The sequence below is a fragment of the Zobellia barbeyronii genome (assembly GCF_018603515.1).
In the GTDB taxonomy this organism is placed as follows: Bacteria; Bacteroidota; Bacteroidia; order Flavobacteriales; family Flavobacteriaceae; genus Zobellia; species Zobellia barbeyronii.
In genome coordinates, this window is sequence record NZ_JACATN010000004.1 from 11002 (window position 1) to 32678 (window position 21677).

Annotated in this window: 6 protein-coding genes; all 6 read left to right on the forward strand. The window is 37.6% G+C overall.

What is annotated here, in order from left to right; translation table 11 throughout:
* Positions 1-94 precede the first annotated feature (94 nt).
* A complete protein-coding gene (locus HW347_RS12495; protein ID WP_225901925.1) occupies positions 95-12388 on the forward strand; it encodes a T9SS type B sorting domain-containing protein in 12294 nt (4097 codons plus the stop codon).
* Positions 12389-12527: 139 nt separating this feature from the next.
* Entirely contained in the window at positions 12528-14576 is a 2049-nt protein-coding gene (locus HW347_RS12500; RefSeq protein WP_214612175.1) for a DUF11 domain-containing protein, read from the forward strand.
* 68 nt (positions 14577-14644) lie between these two features.
* Positions 14645-15547, forward strand: coding sequence for an ABC transporter ATP-binding protein (locus tag HW347_RS12505; RefSeq protein WP_214612176.1), 903 nt, complete (start codon positions 14645-14647; stop codon positions 15545-15547).
* 5 nt (positions 15548-15552) lie between these two features.
* On the forward strand, positions 15553-16386 hold the full coding sequence (locus tag HW347_RS12510; protein ID WP_214612177.1) for an ABC transporter permease: 834 nt from the start codon (positions 15553-15555) through the stop codon (positions 16384-16386).
* Positions 16387-16516: 130 nt separating this feature from the next.
* Positions 16517-18898 (forward strand): T9SS type B sorting domain-containing protein, encoded by a 2382-nt coding sequence (locus tag HW347_RS12515; RefSeq protein WP_214612178.1) that lies wholly within the window; start codon positions 16517-16519, stop codon positions 18896-18898.
* A gap of 441 nt (positions 18899-19339) precedes the next feature.
* Entirely contained in the window at positions 19340-21622 is a 2283-nt protein-coding gene (locus tag HW347_RS12520; RefSeq protein ID WP_214612179.1) for a T9SS type B sorting domain-containing protein, read from the forward strand.
* Positions 21623-21677: the final 55 nt, after the last annotated feature.

A 21677-nucleotide genomic window follows, 5' to 3' on the forward strand; every position in this document is an offset into this window, starting at 1 on the left:
TAAGCCCTACTTTAAAGCGATTCTTTTTTTCCTAATCGCATTTAGCACATTTTCTGGATTTGCACAATTAAGTGACCTGCATTATCTACCCCCGATGAAGCAAGGTCAAAATAACCAAGGTATACAATACCAAGCTGTACATCTATCAACTCCAGAAACCACTGCTTTCACGATAAATGCATACAGAGGTACTAATACCACTCCCATACAGACATTCTCTATTGATAATTTAAACCCAGCTGCTTGGAACTTAGCAAATGGGGACAATAATATTACCCTAGTAGATAACAATAATACCGGAATAGTACTTACTAATAGTGGATTACGTTTTGAAGCTCCTGGTGGTGAAAAATTCTATGTAAACTACAGAGGTAAATCTGCTGCGCAGGCTGCTTCTTTGACTGCTAAGGGTCGGCAGGCTATGGGTACTAATTTTAAATGGGGTGGTGTTCCCAATAAGGGAAGTCAAGTTTCTAAATCCAACACTTTGGGTATCATGGCTACTGAAGATAACACTACGGTTACCCTATCTGGTTATGATCCTGGTTGTGAATTTAGAGTGGGCGCTAATAGAGCGGGTATAACTGCAAATTCATATACGGTAACATTAGATAAGAACGAATCATTTGTTTTTGAAACCTATATAGGTACAGCTCCTACCCAAGCTCATGAAGATGGTTGGATCGGTGCTTCTATTGTAGCTACTAATGATATTGTTATAAGTAATGGTTCTATCAATTTTGGTAGCCAAGATGGCGCTAGTCATAGAGATGCCGGTATTGATCAACCCGTACCCGTAAATAAGTTAGGTAAAGATTATGTCTTTATAAGAGGTAACGGTAATGTTAATGGACTTACTGAATTTCCTTTGGTAATTGCTACGGCAGACAATACACAGGTATTTGTTAATGGTGGCACCACATCTATAGCTACCATAAATAATGGTGAATATTTTAAAGTACCTAGCTCTTACTACTCTTCTAATACAGTAGGTGCAAATATGTTTGTACAAACATCAAAAGATGTTTACGCTTATCAATCCATGGCGGGATCAAGTGCATTGTATACACAAGGATTAAATTTTGTGGCTCCCGTAAACTGTCTTTTACCAGACAAGATGGATAATATTCCTGATATCCGAAACATTGCCGGAAGTATTGTCACTGGTGGGTTAACAATTACGGCATCAGTAAACACTCCTGATAGCAACGTTAAAGTATTTCAAAATGGGGTTGAAATTAGTAAACCTGCATCTGACCCAGTAGCCGGGTCCGCTGATTGGAAAACATTTTTTATACCTAATCTAAACGGAAATATTAGCGTAACATCTACCGGTCCTATGGCCATTGGTTTTTTTGGATATAGCGGAGCGCAAGGTGTTGCAGGCTATTTTTCCGGTTTTGATACCGTACCAGAAGTAAGACTAGAAATCAATGGAGGTACTGTTGGGGATTGCTTTGCAGGATCAAGTATTTTTGAAGCTTCAGATGATAATTTTGATGCGTATCAGTGGTTTTTTGATGGTGTATTAATCCCAGGGGCAAACTCTTTTGATTATGCTGCCACCGTTGCAGGAGACTACTTTGTTAGAGGAACTAAAGGTCCTTGTACGTATGACTCCCAGTCTATTACAGTTTTCTATTGCGAACCAGATGTTTTTATTGAAAAAACCGTAGACAAACCAGAAATAAATGAAGGAGAAACAGCCACTTTTACCATTAGGGCTGAAAATAAATATTTCCGTGACATTACGAATTTACAGATTACCGATAATATCCCTGCTGGGTTAACCTTAGTAAACGCCAATACAATTACAGGAAGTTGGAACGGAACAGTTTGGAACATTGGAACTTTAGAACCAGGAGATATTGTTTTTCTAGAGCTTGAAGTAAGAGCAGATGAAATAGACACCTTACCCTTATTAAGCTTAACGAATACTGCATATAACACACAAGACCAGGTAGATGCGAATACTACAGAAGATAGTTCGTCTTCTCATATTCTAGTTCACAACGATTTTGACAACGATGGGGTAAATGATATTGTTGATTTAGATGATGATAATGATGGTATTTATGATGAAGATGAATGCGATACTCTTTCCGTAAGTATTTCAAACGGAAACTCAGTTACTAGTGACCTATTGAGCGTAAATGACTATTTAATATTGGACTTATATGAGATAGATAATTCATTTACTATAGGTATTAATGGTAGTGATGTTGCTGGAGAAATACAATTAGAAAATGGAGTACCAGGAAATATAGCACGGTTTTTAGACGGAACTATGCCCGGTACAAATGGGAACCCTAGTATTTGGACAATTAGTGGTTCAGTGGGTGATCCTGTTATGCGTGTTATTATAAACCAAAATGGTGCCTTTGAATTATTTGCTAAAAGAACATCTGGTGGTAGTTTAGAACCAATGGTCTTGGACACTCCTGCAAATACAATTCCTTGGAATGCATCCGGAGCCAATACGGTTACAATAGGCCAAGAACTAAGAGGTCCGACCGTATTACGGGGTACACTTCTTACAGCTGGTTGTGATACAGATAATGATGGTTACCCAGATTCTTTAGATTTAGATAGTGATGATGACGGTTGTAGTGATGCAAACGAATTTTATAAAAGTGATACTGCCGATGGTGGCGATGGCGGAGAATACGGTACAGGAGTTCCTGTAGTTGACCCTACTGATGGAACCGTAAACGCAGCGTCTTACAATCAGGTATTTGCTCCGGTTATTGTACTGGGCAATACTACTGAAGAACTAGGTGGTACGGATATTAATGGTCAAGATGTAAGTTTAGGAGATACCTTTAATTATGTAATACGCTTTCAAAATACCGGTGATGATGATGCAACCAATTTCACTATAAGAGATGTTTTACCTAATAATGTTACCTTAGACAATATAAATATTGATGATGCTCCAGGAGTAACAAATACATATGACTTAAGTACACAAACTATTAGTTTTAGTATTCCTGATAATTTGGTACAAGTTGGTGATCCTGAATATAATATTAAGATTACAGTTTCAATTTCTGGGGACTGTTCTGAATTTGTTGCGGCCTGTGCTTCTCAGTTAGAAAATAACGCTTTTGCAACGTACCAAGGTATTATCAATACCAGTACATTTTCAGATGAGGATGGTAGCAACACTGCCGGTTCTTGTACCTCTACCTTAGAAGTAGCAGCAAACAATGTAGCTGATGCACTTACCAATTGTAATGTGGCACGTTCCGTACAACTTTGTGGGGCCGATGCTGAACTTACAGCTGGTTCAGGTTTTGAAACTTACAATTGGGCAATTGACACAAATAATAACGGAACAATTGATTCAGGAGATACTTTATTGAATGATGGAGATCCTGACAGTGACCCAAGTACTTTAACTATAACTACCGTAGGTAATTATATTGTTGAAAAAACAGTGAGTAATGGTTGCTCTAACCATACAGAATTAATTTCCGTAGAACGCTATGGAGCAACTCAGACTAATCCAATTATTGAATACTTTAATCAAGTTAATGGTGATAGTAACCCTGATAACAACATTCAAGGAGAAATCGTTACTTGTTCTATAGATGGAAACTCAATGCCCAATATTTTCCTTTGTGGTACTAGTGATAGCGCATTTATTCAATTAGGTATAACAGATGCACAAAGCATTACTTGGCAGAAATTAGATGAAAGCAGTTGTAATGAAGCAACTTGTGGTGAAGTTAGCGATGACTGTGCCAATACTGATAGTAATTGGACTTGGACTCAAGAGGCTGTTTCAAATAATTTTACCATTACTGAAAGTGGAAAATTCAGAGTGGTTATCGCCTATGAAGGTGGATGTTTTAGCAGATTCTATTTTAACGCATATCAAAACACCCTTAATATTCCTGAGCCAGATTCTTCTGATATTATTTGTGATACAGATGGTTCAATACGGGTTATTGATTTAGGCCCGGGATATGGTTATCAATTATTTGATGTAGCTAACAACACTATTGCTGTTCCTTTTACTGCGGGTCAAGGCCCAAACTTTAATATTACTACTAGCGGTACTTATAAGGTTCAAATTACGCAACTTGATCCATCTACTGGGGCTCCAATAGCCAATAGCTGTGTGTTTGAAACTGAAGATATCGGAATTCAAGAAAGAATTTTTGAAGTAACCCTTAGTAGTACCCCTGAAGATTGTGATGAACTTGGAACCGTAGGTATTCAGGCATTAAACGTTTCTCCAGAGTACAGCTATGAGCTTTTCTTTGATAACGGTAGCGGAAGTGCCGGTGCGTTTGTTAAAAACAATTTGGTTTCTACAGACAACACCCACACTTTTACAGGAGTTGCCGCAGGAGACTACGTAGTTGTAACTACTACAACAGATGGCTGTAGAGATGTTGATACGATTACCGTAGCCGAAATTCCTAAGTTGATATTAACTGCTGCAATCCAAGAAGATATTACCTGTACTCCAGGCGTTATCAACCTAACTCCATCAGGAGGAACAACGAACTATAAATATGCTATTTGGAGTAAAAATGGCGTCCTTAATTATACTGACGAAGCTAGTATTCCTGATACAGATTATACTCCTAACACAACATTTTTATTTGGTTATGAGGGCAGTCCTTCTACCTATGTTCCTAATGCTGACGGCGATTATGTTTTTGTTGTCAAGGATGATAACGGTTGTTTTGGATTCTCAAATAGTGTACATATAGACGATTTAGGTACGGTAAGTATCACTGCTTCTAATTCAGAAATTACTTGTGCAGATTCATCTACTTCTGTATTAACTATTAATGCTACAGGGGGTACCGCACCTTATCAATATAGTTTAGATGGTGGCACAACCTACCAAACTGAAAATTTCTTTAACAATATAGCTGCTGGTAATTACACGATTACCGTTATGGACTCTAGTGGTGTTACCGGAACTGGTTGTGAAGAATCTATACCATATGAGGTTGTTCAACCTTTTAGACTTACAGCATCTCCAGCAATTATTGAAGACGCTTCTTGTGATACTTCTGGTGCTACAATTCCAACCGCTCTAGTAAAGATATTGAATACCACTGGTGGTCAAGCTCCGTATGAGTACAGTTTTGATGGCGGAAGTACTTTTGATATAATTGAAGAAAAACGTTTGGCTTCAGGTACTCACCAATTGGTAGTAAAAGATGCCTTAGGATGTTCTACAGATTTAGAAATTACGGTTCCTAACATCATTGCAGACCCTAGTTTTGGTAATGATGTTACTTATACTTGTGATGGTAATGGCGTCATAACCATTACACCATCTAATACAACAGATTTCTCATACGAATACCAACTAAACGGCACTGATAATACGCCTATAGATAATAATATATTTAATGCTGTAACTCCGGGTACACAAACTGTAACTGTAGGGTATACAAGTACTATAGCAGCCAATCAAAGTACATTGTTTCTTGAAAACTTTGGAACTGGAGTTACTACTCAAATTGCAGAAGTAGGTCCTGGATATTGTTACGAGCCTCAAGATGGTACAGATACCGCTTGTAATTTAGGCCCTGCCGGAATTTTGGTTAATGCTGAGTATGCTGTAACCAATAGAGTAACCAATCCTAATATCACTTGGAGAAGCCCTAATGACCATACTGGTTTGACCGATGGTAGATTTATGGCAATAGGTGTGAGCGTCTCAGCAGGAAACAATAACATTCTGTGGTCTAGAACAGGTTTAGATGTATTGGCAAATCAAGATATTACAATTTCTTTTTACGCGTATAACTTACAAGTAGATGGTACTCCTGGTCGCGAACCTGAAGTACTTGTAGAACTAGTTGATGCCTCTGGAACTGTAATTAACAGTATGGCAACAACTGCTATTGACAAAAACAACAATGCAGATGACTGGCATTTAAGAGAGGTAACTTTTAACCCTGGTGCAAATACAGTTGCCGGTGTTTTATTACGTACCAATCTAGATAGTGATGACGGGAACTTCTTAGTTTTAGATGATATTCAGGCAATCCAAACTCCTGAAATATGTGAAAAAACACAAGATATTACGGTTGTTATAGAATCTGGAAAAACTTTTGAAGTAGCTATTTTAGGAAGTGCAAACCCAACTTGTAACGGTACTGATAATGGAGACATTCGTTTTGAAGTAACTAATTTTGATCCTACTTTTGGATATAGGTATTCTATTGACGGAGGTACTACTTGGACAACAGAAACTACTTCTCCAATAAATACCCCTTCTACCCTTGCCGATGGTACATACAGTGTAATGGTCGAAAAAATAGACGACAATACGTGTACTGCTACCTCAGCTACTACCGTTACCCTAACCTCACCAAACGTATTAACAGCAAGTTTACAACAGACAGCTGAGTTTACATGTTTTAATACTGGTGCTACATTAAAAGCAACGGCAACTGGAGGTACTCCTGGTTATGAATATCAGTTAGAATTAACAGATGGAACTGTAATTAGACCTTCTAATAGTTCATCACAATTCCTAAATGTACCACAAGGGGACTACTATGTAAGAATTAGTGATTTAAATAACTGTGAAACTTTATCTTCTATAGCTGTTACAATTGCCCAACCAAATACGGTAAGTTTTGATTTAACTGCTACGCAATGTTATGACGGACTTAGCAACGGAACAGTAACTGCAACCGTAACTGACGGAAATGGAAATTATTCATTCAGAATAAATAGTGGAGCATGGCAACCCCCTACTCCTATTACAGGTTTAGCATATACTTTCAGTAACTTATCAGAAGGAACTTTTGATATTGAAGTAACTGACCAGTATGGCTGTGTTTCTGCTATACAGTCTATTACCATTGCTCCAACAATTACACTTAGTGTGGTTCCAACAAATGCTAGTGTTTGTGCCGATGGTACTTTAACAGCAACGGCGTCTGGTGGTGACAGCAATTTTGTATACGCCTTTATTCCTTCAGGAAATACAGTTGCAGATAGTGATTTCTCTGCTTCTAACACTACCTCTATTGCTTTAGCTAATATTGGTAATTATGATATTTATGTAAGAGATAAAGCAAATGGTACCGATGCATGCCAAACTATGGTAACTGAGACCATTGCTGCTAATCCAGTTTTAGCAATGACCGCTGTACCAACAGACCCTGAATGTCATGATGGTACTGGTAGTATTGCAGTGAATATTAGTGACGGACTATCACCTTTCGATTATCGTTTGGTAGATATGACCAATGGAACACCTGATCAAGTTCAAACTAATGTTACGGGTAATACCAAAACATATTACAACTTGGCGCCAGGTACCTATGACGTGATTATTACAGATGACGCTGGTTGTTCAGAAAATGAAACTGTGGTTATTAATCAACCTGCCGAGTTAACTGCCGTTATAGTTTTAGCCTACGCTAGTGACTGTACTGGTGGAGCAGCTGATTTTGGTTTCGATTTTACCAGTGTTACAACCGGACTTGCAGGAACAATTGAATATAGTGCTGATGGTGGTACCACTTGGGTATCATCTCCGGTATTCAGAGGATATGCTTCTGGCGATGAGGTTTACCCTTCTCTTCGTACAGTAGATGGTAGCAGCAATTTAATCTGTCAGACGGACCTTCCTAGAGAGATTATACCTTATCCTTTAGATGATTTAGATATAACTACTTCTTCTGTAGTTGAAAACTGCGATGAACTAAAAGTTGAAGTACAAGGTGGTGAGGGAATACCTGGATATGAATATGCATATTCTAATGACCCTTCAAATTTTGATGCTACAACAGCTACATGGCATGTTGGTGGTAGCACTCATCTTGATGGTACTGCCGTAACAGCAGGTCATGGTAGTTATGAATTCACGAACTTGATTCCGGGTAGAACTTATGTGTTCTACGTTAGGGACAGTAATACGCCAAGTTGTACAAGACAAAGTACTGTAAATGTAAATGAGATTGCAGGTGGTTTACCTATGGTCATCACTGCAGATATTACCCCGTCTTGTAGCACTTCAAATAATGGAGCCATTACATATACAATTGTAGACGAAGATGGTATTACCGAACCAAATATGGAATGGTTCTTATATGATGTTAATGGCGTGCTTATTAGAGATAGTGCAGGTACGGTTGTATATAGCAATACCATAACAATCACCAATCTAGCACCAGACGAATATTATATAGAAGTAAGACAAATAGATGGTGGTGGTGCACAACAATGTATCAGCGCCAGTGAAAACGAAATCTTAGATGAGTTAGAAATCATTACAGGAGACACAAGTTCAATTCAAGATATATCTTGTGAGAACCCTGGCTTAATCAAAATAGATAATGTTCAAGGTGGTGGAGGTACTTATTTCTATACCATTACTGGTCCTAGTCCTTTTACTACTATTTCAACTACAAGTGATAATCCAATTGAGATAGCTGCGAATTCTCCTGCTGGCACATATACTGTTACTGTAGAAGATCAATATGGTTGTTCGTACAACCTAATTGATGTTCCAATGAATTTCATGGCCGCACCAAGTATTGATGATGTGGTGATAGCTAATTGTAACACCAATGCATCTGTTACCATTAATGCAACTGGTACAGGTACAATTCTATATTCTTTAGATGGTGGAAGTACATATCAAAACAATGGAGGTGTTTACAATACTGTTCCTGCGGGTAACTATGATGTATTTATAAAAGATGCTTCTGGTTGTACAGACACTTTAAATATAGACGTACACCCTACTCTACAAGCTTCGGCAAGTTTAGATAAACAATTAGGTTGTGATGCTGGTTTTGAAGCAGAAATAGCAATAGAAGGTCTTGCTGGTTCTGGAAATTATGAATTTGAAATCTTAGATAGCGCCTCAGCTGATGTAGTTTCACGTCAAACCCTAACAGGTGGTGCAATGAACGTAGCAGTAGGTGTTCCGGATAATACTACAGATACAGATTACACAGTTAATGTCTATGACATAGGAACCGCTTTACCAAATTGTAGCAGGACCTTTACTGTGAAAATTCCGGCAGCAATAAGACCAGATTTTACTGGCAACCCTACAGGTGTAAGTTGTTCTGGTGCAAATGATGGTAGTATAGAATTGGTTCAAACCAACAATGGTAACAATCCATTAACCTATACATTAACGCCAATGCCTGCAGGTGCATCTTGGGATGCTACCACCCAATCATACATAAACCTACCCGGTGGCACGTATGATGTGGAAGCTAGAGGACCTAACAACTGTCCAATAGTAAAATCTATAACAATAAATGAAAATGCGCTTATTACTTTTGCCTTACCTGTTGTAGACCAATTTGGTTGTACTAGTGATAACTACACTAACAACGCAACTATTACTATTGATTTGAGTAGTATTTCTAACGGAAGTGGTACTTATAATCGTTTTGAATTCATAGATGATGCTACTTCTAATGTACTCCAAAATAGCAGCAGCTTAGTCTATGAGTACACAGATGTTGCGGGTGGCAATGTTATTGTTCGCGTATATGATGATGAAGGTTGTTCTGTAGAACAGACGGTAACGGTAAATGCTTATGATGCTTTAGTTGATGCTACAGTTGTAGTAACACGCGAAATTGACTGTGTTAATAGTGGTGAAGATTTAAGAATAGACGTTACTAGCTCTATTACCAATTCTACTACTGACCTTAGCAATTATGAGTTTAGAATCTTGCCTTCCACTACTTACCAAGCATCTAATGAATTCTTGAATAGGTTAGAAGGTAATTATACTATAGGTATAAGAAATATTACTACGGGTTGTGAAATTACAAGAAGCCACTCCGTAGAAGACCCAAATACATTTAATGTAGTTGTAGATAAATTATCTGATGTTGTTTGTCACGGAACTGATGGAAGTATTCAAATTACTTTTACCGATGCTACTTACACTGGTAATTTTGATTGGGAAGTTTTAAATGCCGATGGCACAGCAACAAGCCGAACGGATGACGAAGGTATTTTTAGTGGTACAGGTACAACCACTTCTGTTCCAGTAGCTGCAGGTAATTATATTGTTAGAGTTGCACAAGTTGGTTTCCCAGAATGTAGCCAAGAACGTGCAATTACTATCACAACGCCAAGCGCACCAGTTACTTTGGCTACTATAGAAACTAAGGATGTTGGTTGTTCCAATGATATGGGTAGTGCCAATATTATACCTAACGGTGGTGAAGCACCTTATGATATTATATTAACCCACACCCCTTCTGGCAAAACTTACCCAGCTAATGCTGTGAACAGTTACTTGTTCAGAGGTTTAAGCGATGGACAGTATTCTGTTGAAGTGACGGATAACTTAGGTTGTACGGTACCTTTTAACAATGCATTTGTATTGTCTCCACCAGAGCCAATAGCTGCTAGTATTCAATCAATCGTAGAATTAGTTTGCGAAGGTGGTACCGATGCAGAAATAACCGCAGAATTTACACTAAGAACTATTAGCAACCCTACACCAAGTTATAGATATATTCTTAAAACTTATGATAGTGATGCTCCAGGTGCTAATCTGTTACAGACTTCAAACTCTCAAACTACAGCTACTTTTAGCAACTTAAGGTCTGGTTTCTATAGCGTTACTATTTTAGACGATTTAAATTGTTCTGACGAAACCAACATTGTAGAGATTGTTGAACCTACCGAAGTAGAAGGATCAATAGTAACCGCACAACGTTTGGGCTGTTTGTCTGATGCAGAGTTATTGTTAACAGCTTCTGGCGGTACAGGGCCATATGCTTGGAACACTACTGGTATTCCTCCGTTCAATAATATGAACGAAACTAGTGGACCTAACACCCATTTGTTTACGGGTATTACTGCGGGTACTTATCAATACTATTTACAAGATAGTGAAGGTTGTATCTCCGTTCTTACGAACAGTATTACTATCAATCCAATTATTCCTTTAACGGTAACATTGGATAATGATAATCCAACAATTAATTGTAATGGTGATAATTCTGGAGTTATTAATGCAGAAGCTGCAGGCGGATTAGGTAATTACCAATACGCGTTGTTCTCAGATTCAGGTTTAACTAACGAAGTAAGTCCGAATCAACCAACAGGTTTATTTACAGATTTATTGGCAGGCACCTATTTTGTTAGAGTACAAAGTGATGATTGTCAAGTAACATCTTCGGCAATAACAATTACACAGCCAGACCCACTTGTTATAGATACGGGTAACACCATTTTCAATAATGTAACCTGTAACGGAGCAGATGATGGTAGCATTACTGTAAATATGCTTGGTGGAACAGGTATTTATCAATATGCCATATCTCCTAACTTAGATAGATTTAGTGATGACAATACTTTTGACGAGCTTGCTCCAGGAGATTACACCATAATTGCTCAAGATTCTAACGGATGTTTTGAACTTTTTGAAGCTACCATAGAAGAACCTGAAGTATTAGAAGTATCCGCTATAGCCACACCAGAAATTTGTGTTGGCGAAGAAGATGGTACTATTGAGTTAACTATTACTGGTGGTACTGCCCCATATAGCACCCGTCTATTAGATGAAACCAATTTTGTTCTAGATAGAACTAGTTTTGCGAACATGGCCAGCGGGTTGTACATCATCTATATTGAAGATGCTCAAGGTTGTGAAGAAACTATTACGGTTACTGTTGATGCTGGGGTTAATCTTGGAGCTCAGGTAGAGCCTGTCTACGGTTGTAATGGAAATACTCCTAACAACTATGTGAATATTGTACTTGAAGATTTAAGTATTGAGAACGATGTACTCTTTGGGTTAGATACAACAGACCCTTCTGAAATGCAATTGAATCCATTCTTCCGTGACATAGCTCCCGGGACACATTACATTGCTATTTCGCATGAAAATGGATGTATGACAACCTACAATTTCGAAATAGCAGCTTTTGACCCATTAACCTTAACTGTGTCAGAAACTAATATTAATGAAATTACAGCAGTAGCAGGTGGCGGTAGAGAAAACTACACCTACTATTTTGGTGATACGAATAATGGTACTGACAATGTATTTTACATCACCAAAACGGATACCTATTTGGTTAGAGTTATTGATGAAAATGGTTGTGAATTCACGGAAAGTATTTTCATGGAATTCATTGATATAGAGATTCCAAATTTCTTTACACCAAATGGTGATGGAGCAAACGACATCTGGAAACCAAAGAATATAGAAATCTATCCAGACATCTTCATCAGCATTTATGACAGGTACGGTCGTACAGTTTATAAGTTCAGAGATAACGAAGACGGTTGGGGTGGATTCTATCAAAAATCAGAATTGCCTTCAGGTGATTACTGGTACGTAATTAAATTGAATGGTGAAGCAGACACAAGAGAGTTTGTTGGACATTTCACCTTATACAGATAAGCAAATTAATAGAGGTAGCTAATTCAGCTACCTCTACTTTACGGACAAAAACAACTTAATACTAGGGTTTTACAACTTATAGTTGTGCTTTTAAGAATGTTTAAGTTTCTTAAGCATCTAATGACCCTTTAAACTTATAATGAACCAAAAGTTAATTTTATTATTTTTAATCATGATGGTTTCCGCTGCTGGGTTTTCCCAGTTGAGCGACCTTCACTATTTGCCGCCATTAAAACAAGGTGGCAACAACCAAGCAGTTACCCAACAAAGTATTTATTTATCCAGTCCAGAAACCACAGCGTTTACTGTAAACATTTATCAAGGTACATCTACCACTCTTTATAGTACAACTACATTATCTAAAACTACACCTCAAGAAATAGCACTACCCAATGGCGACAATGATATTACAATGATGAGTAATGGTAATACTGGTGTTGTTTTAACTATTGGTGGTTTACGTTTAGAAGCTCCTGGTGGAGAAAAATTCTATGCGAATTATAGAGGTAGATCTGGCTCACAAGCAACTTCCTTAACGAGTAAAGGAAGGCAAGCAATGGGAAACCATTTTAAGTGGGGAGGAACTCCTAATAGAGGAACTCAAGCGAGTTTAACGAATTCACTAGGCATAATGGCTACTGAAGATGGCACTACAGTAACGGTTTCAGGATATGATCCAGATTGTGAGTTTAGATTAGGAAATGATAGAGATGGTATAATAGCCGATTCTTATACCATAAATTTAGATGCCAATGAATCTTTTGTATTCGAGGCATATGTTGCAGAAACTCCCGCTAATGCAGATGGTTGGCTGGGGGCGGATGTAATTTCCAATAACCCTATAGTTATAAGTAACGGTGGTCTTAATACTGGAGCCAGGGTTGGTTACAGTGGTAGAGATGCTGCTATTGACCAACCGGTACCTCAGAATAAACTGGGAAAAGAATATGTTTTTATTAGAGGAAATGGAACAAGTGAAACAGAAATACCAATAATAATCGGTACTCAAAACGGTACAAATATTTATGTAAACGGAAGTACCACAGCTATCGCTACTATAAACGATGGTGATTATTTTGAAATACCTGAAAACAATTACTCGGTTTCTTCTGCAGGAGGAAATATGTATGTAACCACTTCTAAAGATGCCTATGCCTATCAATTAATGGCGGGTGCAAGTGCTATTTATACCCAAGGACTAAATTTTATTGCTCCTGTAAATTGCTTATTACCAGATACAGTAGATAATATTACGCATATAGAAGATGCCGCTGGAGTAACTATGACCGGTGGGGTAACTCTAATTGCCTCTACCACTACCCCAGATGCCAACATTACAGTAACGGACGGTAGTGGACCAATAGCCCTACCAGCGCCTTCCGCTGTTGCTGGAACAAGCTTATGGAAAACTTATTATGTTGCAGGATTAACAGGAGATGTAACCATAGAATCAACCGGGCCAATAGCAGTTGGATTTATAGGTTTTAGTGGTGCAAGAGGTATTGCTGGATATTTCTCAGGTTTTGACACCGTACCGGCAGTAGACCTACAAGTTACAGGTGGTGGTTGCTTGCCAACCGCAGAAGTAGAGGTTACTGACCCCAATTTTGATGATTACCAATGGTTTGAAAACGGTGTCCTTATTGCAGGTGCAAATAATTCTACTTATACACCAACCAATGCCGGCGATTATTACGTACGGGTTACAAAAGGAGGTTGTACTTATGATTCACAACCTTTAACCGCTTACTATTGCGATCCAGACATTATTCTAAGCAAAGATGCAGACCAAAATACGGTTACCGAAGGAGATACGGTCACTTTTACAATTACCGTTGAAACTTTAGGAATAGACCCAGTCACCAACCTAGTTTTAACAGATGTTCTACCTCCAGGCCTAGAATTAATTTCCTCTTCCATATCCAAAGGAACATTCACTTATCCTAATTGGAATGTTGGGGGCATGACTTCCGGTGATTTAGAAACTTTGACTTTGGTCACTAGGGCCAGTTTAGACAACATTTATTCTACGACCGCCAACTATACAAATACGGTAACCAACAGCCAAGACCAAATTGACTCAAATATCACTACGGACGACCCTTCCGAAACGGTAACAGTAAACAAGAGTACCCCTACTACTGTAATAACGAATAGAAGAATTACCTATCGCGTAAATAGAAATTAATCTTTTAGTGTAACATTGTAACAAGTTTCTCGTCAAGTAGGTATAATCAATCAAAAAAAACACTTGACGTGAGCACCATTCTAACAGTTAATCATCTCACCAAAAAGTTTGGATATCTAACGGCTGTCAAAGACCTTTCTTTTACCATTGAAAAAGGAAACGTCTACGGCATTCTTGGACCAAACGGAAGCGGTAAATCTACTACTCTAGGTATTGTTTTAAATGTTGTAAATGCCACACAAGGAGATTTTGCTTGGTTTGATGGTACAACAACCACTCACCAAGCCTTAAAGAAAGTGGGCGCCATTATTGAAAGACCCAACTTCTATCCGTACATGACCGCGCTTCAAAACCTGAAATTGGTTTGTAAAATAAAGGAGGTTAGTGAAGAGAAAATTGAAGAAAAACTAGAGCTTGTTGGTTTATTAGACCGAAAAAATAGCAAGTTCAGAACCTATTCTTTGGGTATGAAGCAGCGGTTAGCCATCGCCTCCGCCCTATTGAACGACCCTGAAATTCTAATTTTGGATGAACCTACAAATGGTTTAGACCCACAGGGGATTCATCAAATACGGGAAATCATTAAAAAAATAGCTTCTCAAGGCACGACCATTTTATTGGCATCGCACCTTTTGGACGAAGTTGAAAAAGTCTGTAGCCATGTTATCATCCTAAGAAAAGGAGAAAAATTATACTCCGGCCGTGTAGACGGCTTGTTAGCAAGTCATGGTTTTTTTGAATTAAAAACTGATAACCTAGATAACTTAAAAAGCTATTTAGAAAAACATGCAAGCTTCGGAAAAATAAAGTTGGAAAATGGCTGCATCACTGCCATTTTAAAAGAAGAGATGAATGCCGGCGAACTTAACAAAACGCTGTTTGACCAAGGTATAACACTATCTCACCTAGTTAAAAGAAAAGAAAGCCTAGAAGAGCAATTCCTGACCTTGACCAAAAACCAATCCAACTAAAAGCCATGACACGACTCCTTCAAATAGAATTCATAAAATTGTGGAACAACAGGGCTAGTAAAGTTCTGATTCTGGCGTACTTTGTACTGCTTACCTCTATTGCTTTGGTGGCTGCGGTAAAGTTTGATATTGGTCCAATAAAATTTCACTTAGCCGAGCAGGGAATCTTCAACTTTCCCTACATATGGCACTTCAATGCTTTTATAACAGCATTTTTTAAATTGTTTCTAGCCATTGTTATCGTATCCATGATGGCTAACGAATACAGTAACAAGACTATTAAACAGAATTTAATTGACGGTCTTTCCAAAAAGGAATTTATCCTTTCTAAATTTCTGACCGTTGTTACTTTCGCTTTAATTTCAACAGTTTTTGTTTTTGCAGTTTCGCTCGTTTTAGGTCTTTTTTACTCCAATTTTACTGAAATCAATATCATTTTCTCAGGATTAGAGTTCCTTTTAGCCTTTTTCGTGAAGCTAGTCGGTTTTTTCTCTTTCTGTCTGTTCTTAGGTATTTTAGTAAAAAGGTCGGCTTTTGCATTGGGTTTTCTAATCTTATGGCAAGTATTTGAAACGTTTATTCGCGGAATCATCAGATGGCGATTCTTTGATGCCGAAACTACTGATATAGTTATGGGTTTCTTTCCCTTAAACGCCATGTGGAACCTCATTAAAGAACCTTTTACCAGATTAAGTGCCGTACAAACTGCCGTAAACCAAATGGGCGAAGAAGTTGTACTGAATTATCACGTGCATTGGTATGAAATATTAATTGTCCTAGCTTGGACGGCCATTTTTATTTATGGGTCTTACGCACTTTTGAAAAAACGAGATTTATAGAAGATTCTTTACATAGTTTTCTACTGGTAATCCAGTAGAAATAAGTCGCAGTTTTCTAGTATTTATTAGTTAGAATTATTAGTGCTATAACCTTTCGATTATATTCAGCTTTAGAACATAATTGAACACTATGAAATTCTTCTTTTCACTAACTTTTATTTTGACATGTTTCACGGTTATTTCTCAGCAAGCAAATGATTGTATTGATGCTATTGTTGTTTGTGGTAACAGCAATATTTCTAGTAATGCTTCAGGTTTTGGAACACAAGAATTAGATGCCGCTACAAACCCTTGTGTAAACCAAGAAGTTAATAGCATATGGCTAAGTGTTAGTGTCGCTGTTGGTGGTTCTCTTTCTTTTACAATTCAACCAAAGGACAACGACGCAGAAGTAGATTATGACTTTTTCATTTTTGGCCCTAACAGCAATTGTCAGAATTTAGGAAGCCCCATACGATGTTCAACCACAAACCCTCTTCAAGCCTCTTTAGATTATAATATTACAGGGTTAAGCGAAACCGAAATAGATCAAAACGAAGGTCCTGGACCAAATGGGAATAGTTTTGTTTCTTCCATTACCGTTGCTGCAGGAGAACAGTATTACATTCTGGTTGACAGACCTAATGGCGATGGTGGTTTTAATTTGGAATGGACAGGTACCGCTGGTTTCCTACCCTCTCCTGCTGTTACACAACCAGAAAATATTGAAATCTGCACATCATCTGACAATACTTTAATTGATTTGACAGAAGATGAAGCCTCAATAACCACTAGCACTACTGCAAACATTTTATATTTCACCACATATAGAAATGCTTTTGACGGTACAAACTACATTGCGGACCCTACTCAATTTACCTATACTGGTACTGAAAATGCTATTTTCGTTCGGGTAACGAATCCCAATGGTTGCTTTGAAATTGTTGATTTTGAAATACAATCTACATCATTTGATAACCCTCCAGATTTGAGCTACGCCATTTGTGATACCGATCGTGACGGAAAAGTAGATTTTTCGGTAAATGATATTATTTTAGACGCTGAAAATGCAATAGGCAATAGTTCAGCATATGAGTTGACTTTACATCCTGATGAAAATGCAGCAGTCGCAAACACAGGTCAGATTACTAATCCTATTTTTTCTTCGCCTAGTACAACAATTTATGCACGCGTTACCTCTAATTTATCTAGCGATTGCTATATAACATACCCTATTTCCCTAAACCTTAATTCTTCTGAATTTCCAGCAACCGTTAATCTAGTTCAATGCGATGTAGATCAGGACAATTCAACAGATGGTATTACTAAAATGGATTTAAACCAATCCTTTCCAAATGCAGATCCTACATCTATCTCGTATTATGAAACGGAAGCTGACCGGACAGCAGACAATTCCATTGCAAATCCAAACATCTACACCAATACCACTCCCTTTAACGCAACTATTTTTTATAAAATTGATGATAATAATTGTGATAGTTTAGGTAAAATAGCAATTGAAGTGAACCCAACAACCGTAAGCCTAAATAAAATTAGCCCAGTAGTAGCATGCGCAGAAAATCCTGCAGATGAGTTTCCTGAAAGTACCTTTGATTTAGAAACTATCCGCCTGAATACCTATTCCGGAATGGATGTAGCTTTCTATGAAAGTTTAGAAGATGCTTCTTTAGAACAAAATCCGCTTGACGGAAATTACAGAACAACCTCAACATTTTTATATACGCGTCTAGAGACTAATAATCAATGTAATACTGTGGAGGAAATAGAACTCGTAGTAAATACACCACCCGAACTAACTTTAGAAGAAAGTTATATGGTATGTACGGACGGAGAGCCTTTGGTAATTAATGCTCCGGAAGGTTTTGATGGCTATAGTTGGCTTAAGGTTGATGGAGGATTAGCCCAAGAAATTAGTAATGAGCAGCAAGTACGTATTAACGAAGCCGGAAGCTATAGATTAGAGGTTGAAATTCAATATAAAAATAGCAATCAAACCTCTAGCTGTTTTACCTATACAGATTTTCTAGTTAGCCCTTCAATTCCTGTTATCATTGACGACGTCATCATTCAAGAATCTTTCAACAACAATATTGTGGAGATAAAAGTAAGCGGAGACGGAGATTACGAGTATTCCCTTAACGGCGAAAATTACCAAAGTGAGCCCAGGTTTGATAATGTAGAAGCTGGCTTTTATACAGTTTTTGTACGTGACACAAACGGTTGTGGTGTTACAGAAAAAGAAATTTCAGTCATTGGATTCCCCAAGTTCTTTACCCCTAACGGAGATGGTGCTAACGATATGTGGCAGGTAATTGGGGTAAATGCCAATTTTGGAGACCAAGTAATTAACATCTATAATCGCTACGGAAAACTTGTAAAACAACTTTACTCTAACTCTATTGGCTGGGATGGATTAATGAACGGACAGCCACTCCCTTCATCTGACTATTGGTTTAGAATCAACTTAGAGAATGGCAAAGAGTTTAAAGGGCATTTCTCGCTAAAGCGATAGCTTCACCAAAAATTTCAATCCAGCCGCAATAGGTCGTAGTTCTTTTGTAATTTTAAAGTAGTCTCAAAGTTCAAATATTCAGCTAATCAGCTGGCAGCAATAAAGTAAAACCCAATTTATCCTTTTCATCTATTAAAAGATTGAAAACAACGCATTCTCAAGTAAAGTTTATATATTAATCATTCAGCTATAATAGGTGCATTCGTCCATTAATGCTCTTATTAATCCAAGTAAGAAAATTCTAGTAGAGATTAAATGCCACATATGAATATATTGCATGGTTTTTTCTAGATTAAAAAAATCACAAATAATACCGGAGTCTAACGTGAATAGATTTACAACATTTATCTTAAATTTCTAATGATCTTTTTATGATAAAGTAATTATAAGTCGATGACCAAATTATTAATTCTTTTATTTTTTTCCGGAATGTTCGGAATTATGTCAGCCCAAGTAACTCCTGTGGAAAAAGCGGCACTACTGGCATTTTATAATGCAACTGATGGACCAAATTGGGTAAGTGAAAATGATGCCGACCTTACCAACGACTGGGATTTTACTGGACTGGTTACGGATGACTGGTTTGGCATTACCATTAATGGTGTAAATGTAATCGGTATTGACCTGAATACCATCAACACATCAGCCGGGAACAACAATCTTACAGGTATATTACCTGACGAAATGAAAGATTTAAAAGAATTGGTTTGGTTAGACCTCATGGCTGGAGAACTTACCGGACCATTTCCTGATTTTCTTTTTTCCTTAGACAAACTTCAGGTATTGAATCTTGCTCAAAATAACTTTAATGGTTTTTTGCCCGATAATATTGGTAACCTTAAGGAGTTATCAACCTTACAATTAGAATTCAATCAATTTACTAGCGAAATTCCCCTGTCTTTAACAACCTTGAGTAACTTAAAAACACTAAATCTTAACGCCAACGCGCTTACGGGTGAAATTCCCGTAGAGATAACCCAAATGTCGGCAATTTCATACCTGAGTTTAGGAAGCAATTATTTTACAGGCTTTATTTATCCAGAATACGGAAACCTAACTGAGCTCAAAACACTTATTCTGGATGGAAACGAACTAACAGGCATAATACCTATAGAACTTGGTAACCTTAACGAACTAGAATACCTCCGTATAGGGCGACAAGATTTAATCGGAAATATTCCTACAGAACTTGGAAATCTTTCCAATCTATTTTTCTTATCTATCCGACAAACACAAATAAATGGTCCAATCCCTATTGAAATTAGTAATTTATCTAGTTTACGGTACCTCTATCTAAATGAAAACCAATTAGACGGACAAATTCAACAAGGTTTATCCAATCTTAATTTTTTAGAAATATTAACTTTAAATGGTAACCAATTAGAAAACACTATTCCCAATTTCACGACGAACACAAACCTTTATAGACTGGAATTTGGCGATAACCGTTTTCAATTTGGTGATTTTGAAAATCAATTCGACCAGTATAGTATCAATCTCCCAATATTTAGTGATAATCCTCAGTCAAAAGTTAACGAAATAGAGACTTTATCCCGTAACATAGGCGAGAATATCACCTTAATAACAACAGTTAGCGGCGCTCAAAACCACTATAAATGGTTCAAAGATGGTGTCGCTATTCCGGATGCGCCCGATAGTCCTTCACTAACACTAAACAATGTTCAGGCTACTGATACAGGTGTATATCATGCGGAAATAACAAGTGATATCGTTACAGACCTAACATTGGTGCGAAACGATATTACCTTAAATATTGGTTGTGTTACGCCAATTGTAGATGACCCACAAGATTTTATTGCTTGCGGGAGTTATACATTACCAATACTTTCAAATGACAATTACTATTATACCGATACAAATGCAGGAGGTACGCAATTAAATGAAGGAGATTTAATAACAGCATCCCAAATACTTTATGTGTATGCCGGAGTAAGTGGTTGTTCAAATGAAAACAGCTTCGATATCCAAATAGATAGTCCTACACTAGCGGATAACCCACAAGATGTTACTGCTTGCGAGAGCTATACATTACCAACACTTTCTAATTTCAATTACTACTATACCTATCCAAATGCAGGTGGCACACAATTAAGTGCCGGGGACATAATAACAGCATCACAAATTCTTTACGTGTATGCCGGAACAAGTGGTTGTTCAAACGAGAATGACTTTAATATTCAAATAGATAGTCCTACCCTAATCGATAGCATTTTAGATGTGGAGGTTTGCGAGAATTACGCTCTACCTATTCTCAACAATGGCAATTACTTTACCCAAACCAACGGTACAGGTACCGAGCTTTTTGCAGGTGATATCATAAACGTATCCCTGACCGTTTATATTTACAATGAATCTACATCTTGTTCTAATGAAAACAGTTTTACTATAACGATAGACCCCTTATTATGCGAAGAAACACCAGAACCTGAAATCTCATGTACAATTGATTTTCCTAATTTCTTTACACCAAATAATGATGGAGCGAATGACAATTATGTTCCCATTACAGATGTCTGTTCTCCAGGAGGTACATTAAGTATTTTTGACCGCTATGCAAAATTAGTGTTCCAAACGAACTCACTGGACAACACATGGGACGGGACTTACAATGGCAAACCTTTACCATCTTCAGATTATTGGTATAGATTTGAAAGTGTCGAGAACAAAGAAGTAATAACTGGCCACTTTACATTAAAGCGATAGTTACCCAGAATATTTCAATCCAGTCACTTTAAATCACTCTTCTTTCGTAATTTTA

Bases quoted from the DNA above. Each gene is read 5' to 3' on its own strand.
- HW347_RS12515 (WP_214612178.1), top strand. From the start codon at position 16,517: ATGAAATTCTTCTTTTCACTAACTTTTATTTTGACATGTTTCACGGTT.
- HW347_RS12500 (WP_214612175.1), top strand. From the start codon at position 12,528: ATGAACCAAAAGTTAATTTTATTATTTTTAATCATGATGGTTTCCGCT.
- HW347_RS12495 (WP_225901925.1), top strand. From the start codon at position 95: ATGAAGCAAGGTCAAAATAACCAAGGTATACAATACCAAGCTGTACAT.
- HW347_RS12520 (WP_214612179.1), top strand. From the start codon at position 19,340: ATGTCAGCCCAAGTAACTCCTGTGGAAAAAGCGGCACTACTGGCATTT.
- HW347_RS12510 (WP_214612177.1), top strand. From the start codon at position 15,553: ATGACACGACTCCTTCAAATAGAATTCATAAAATTGTGGAACAACAGG.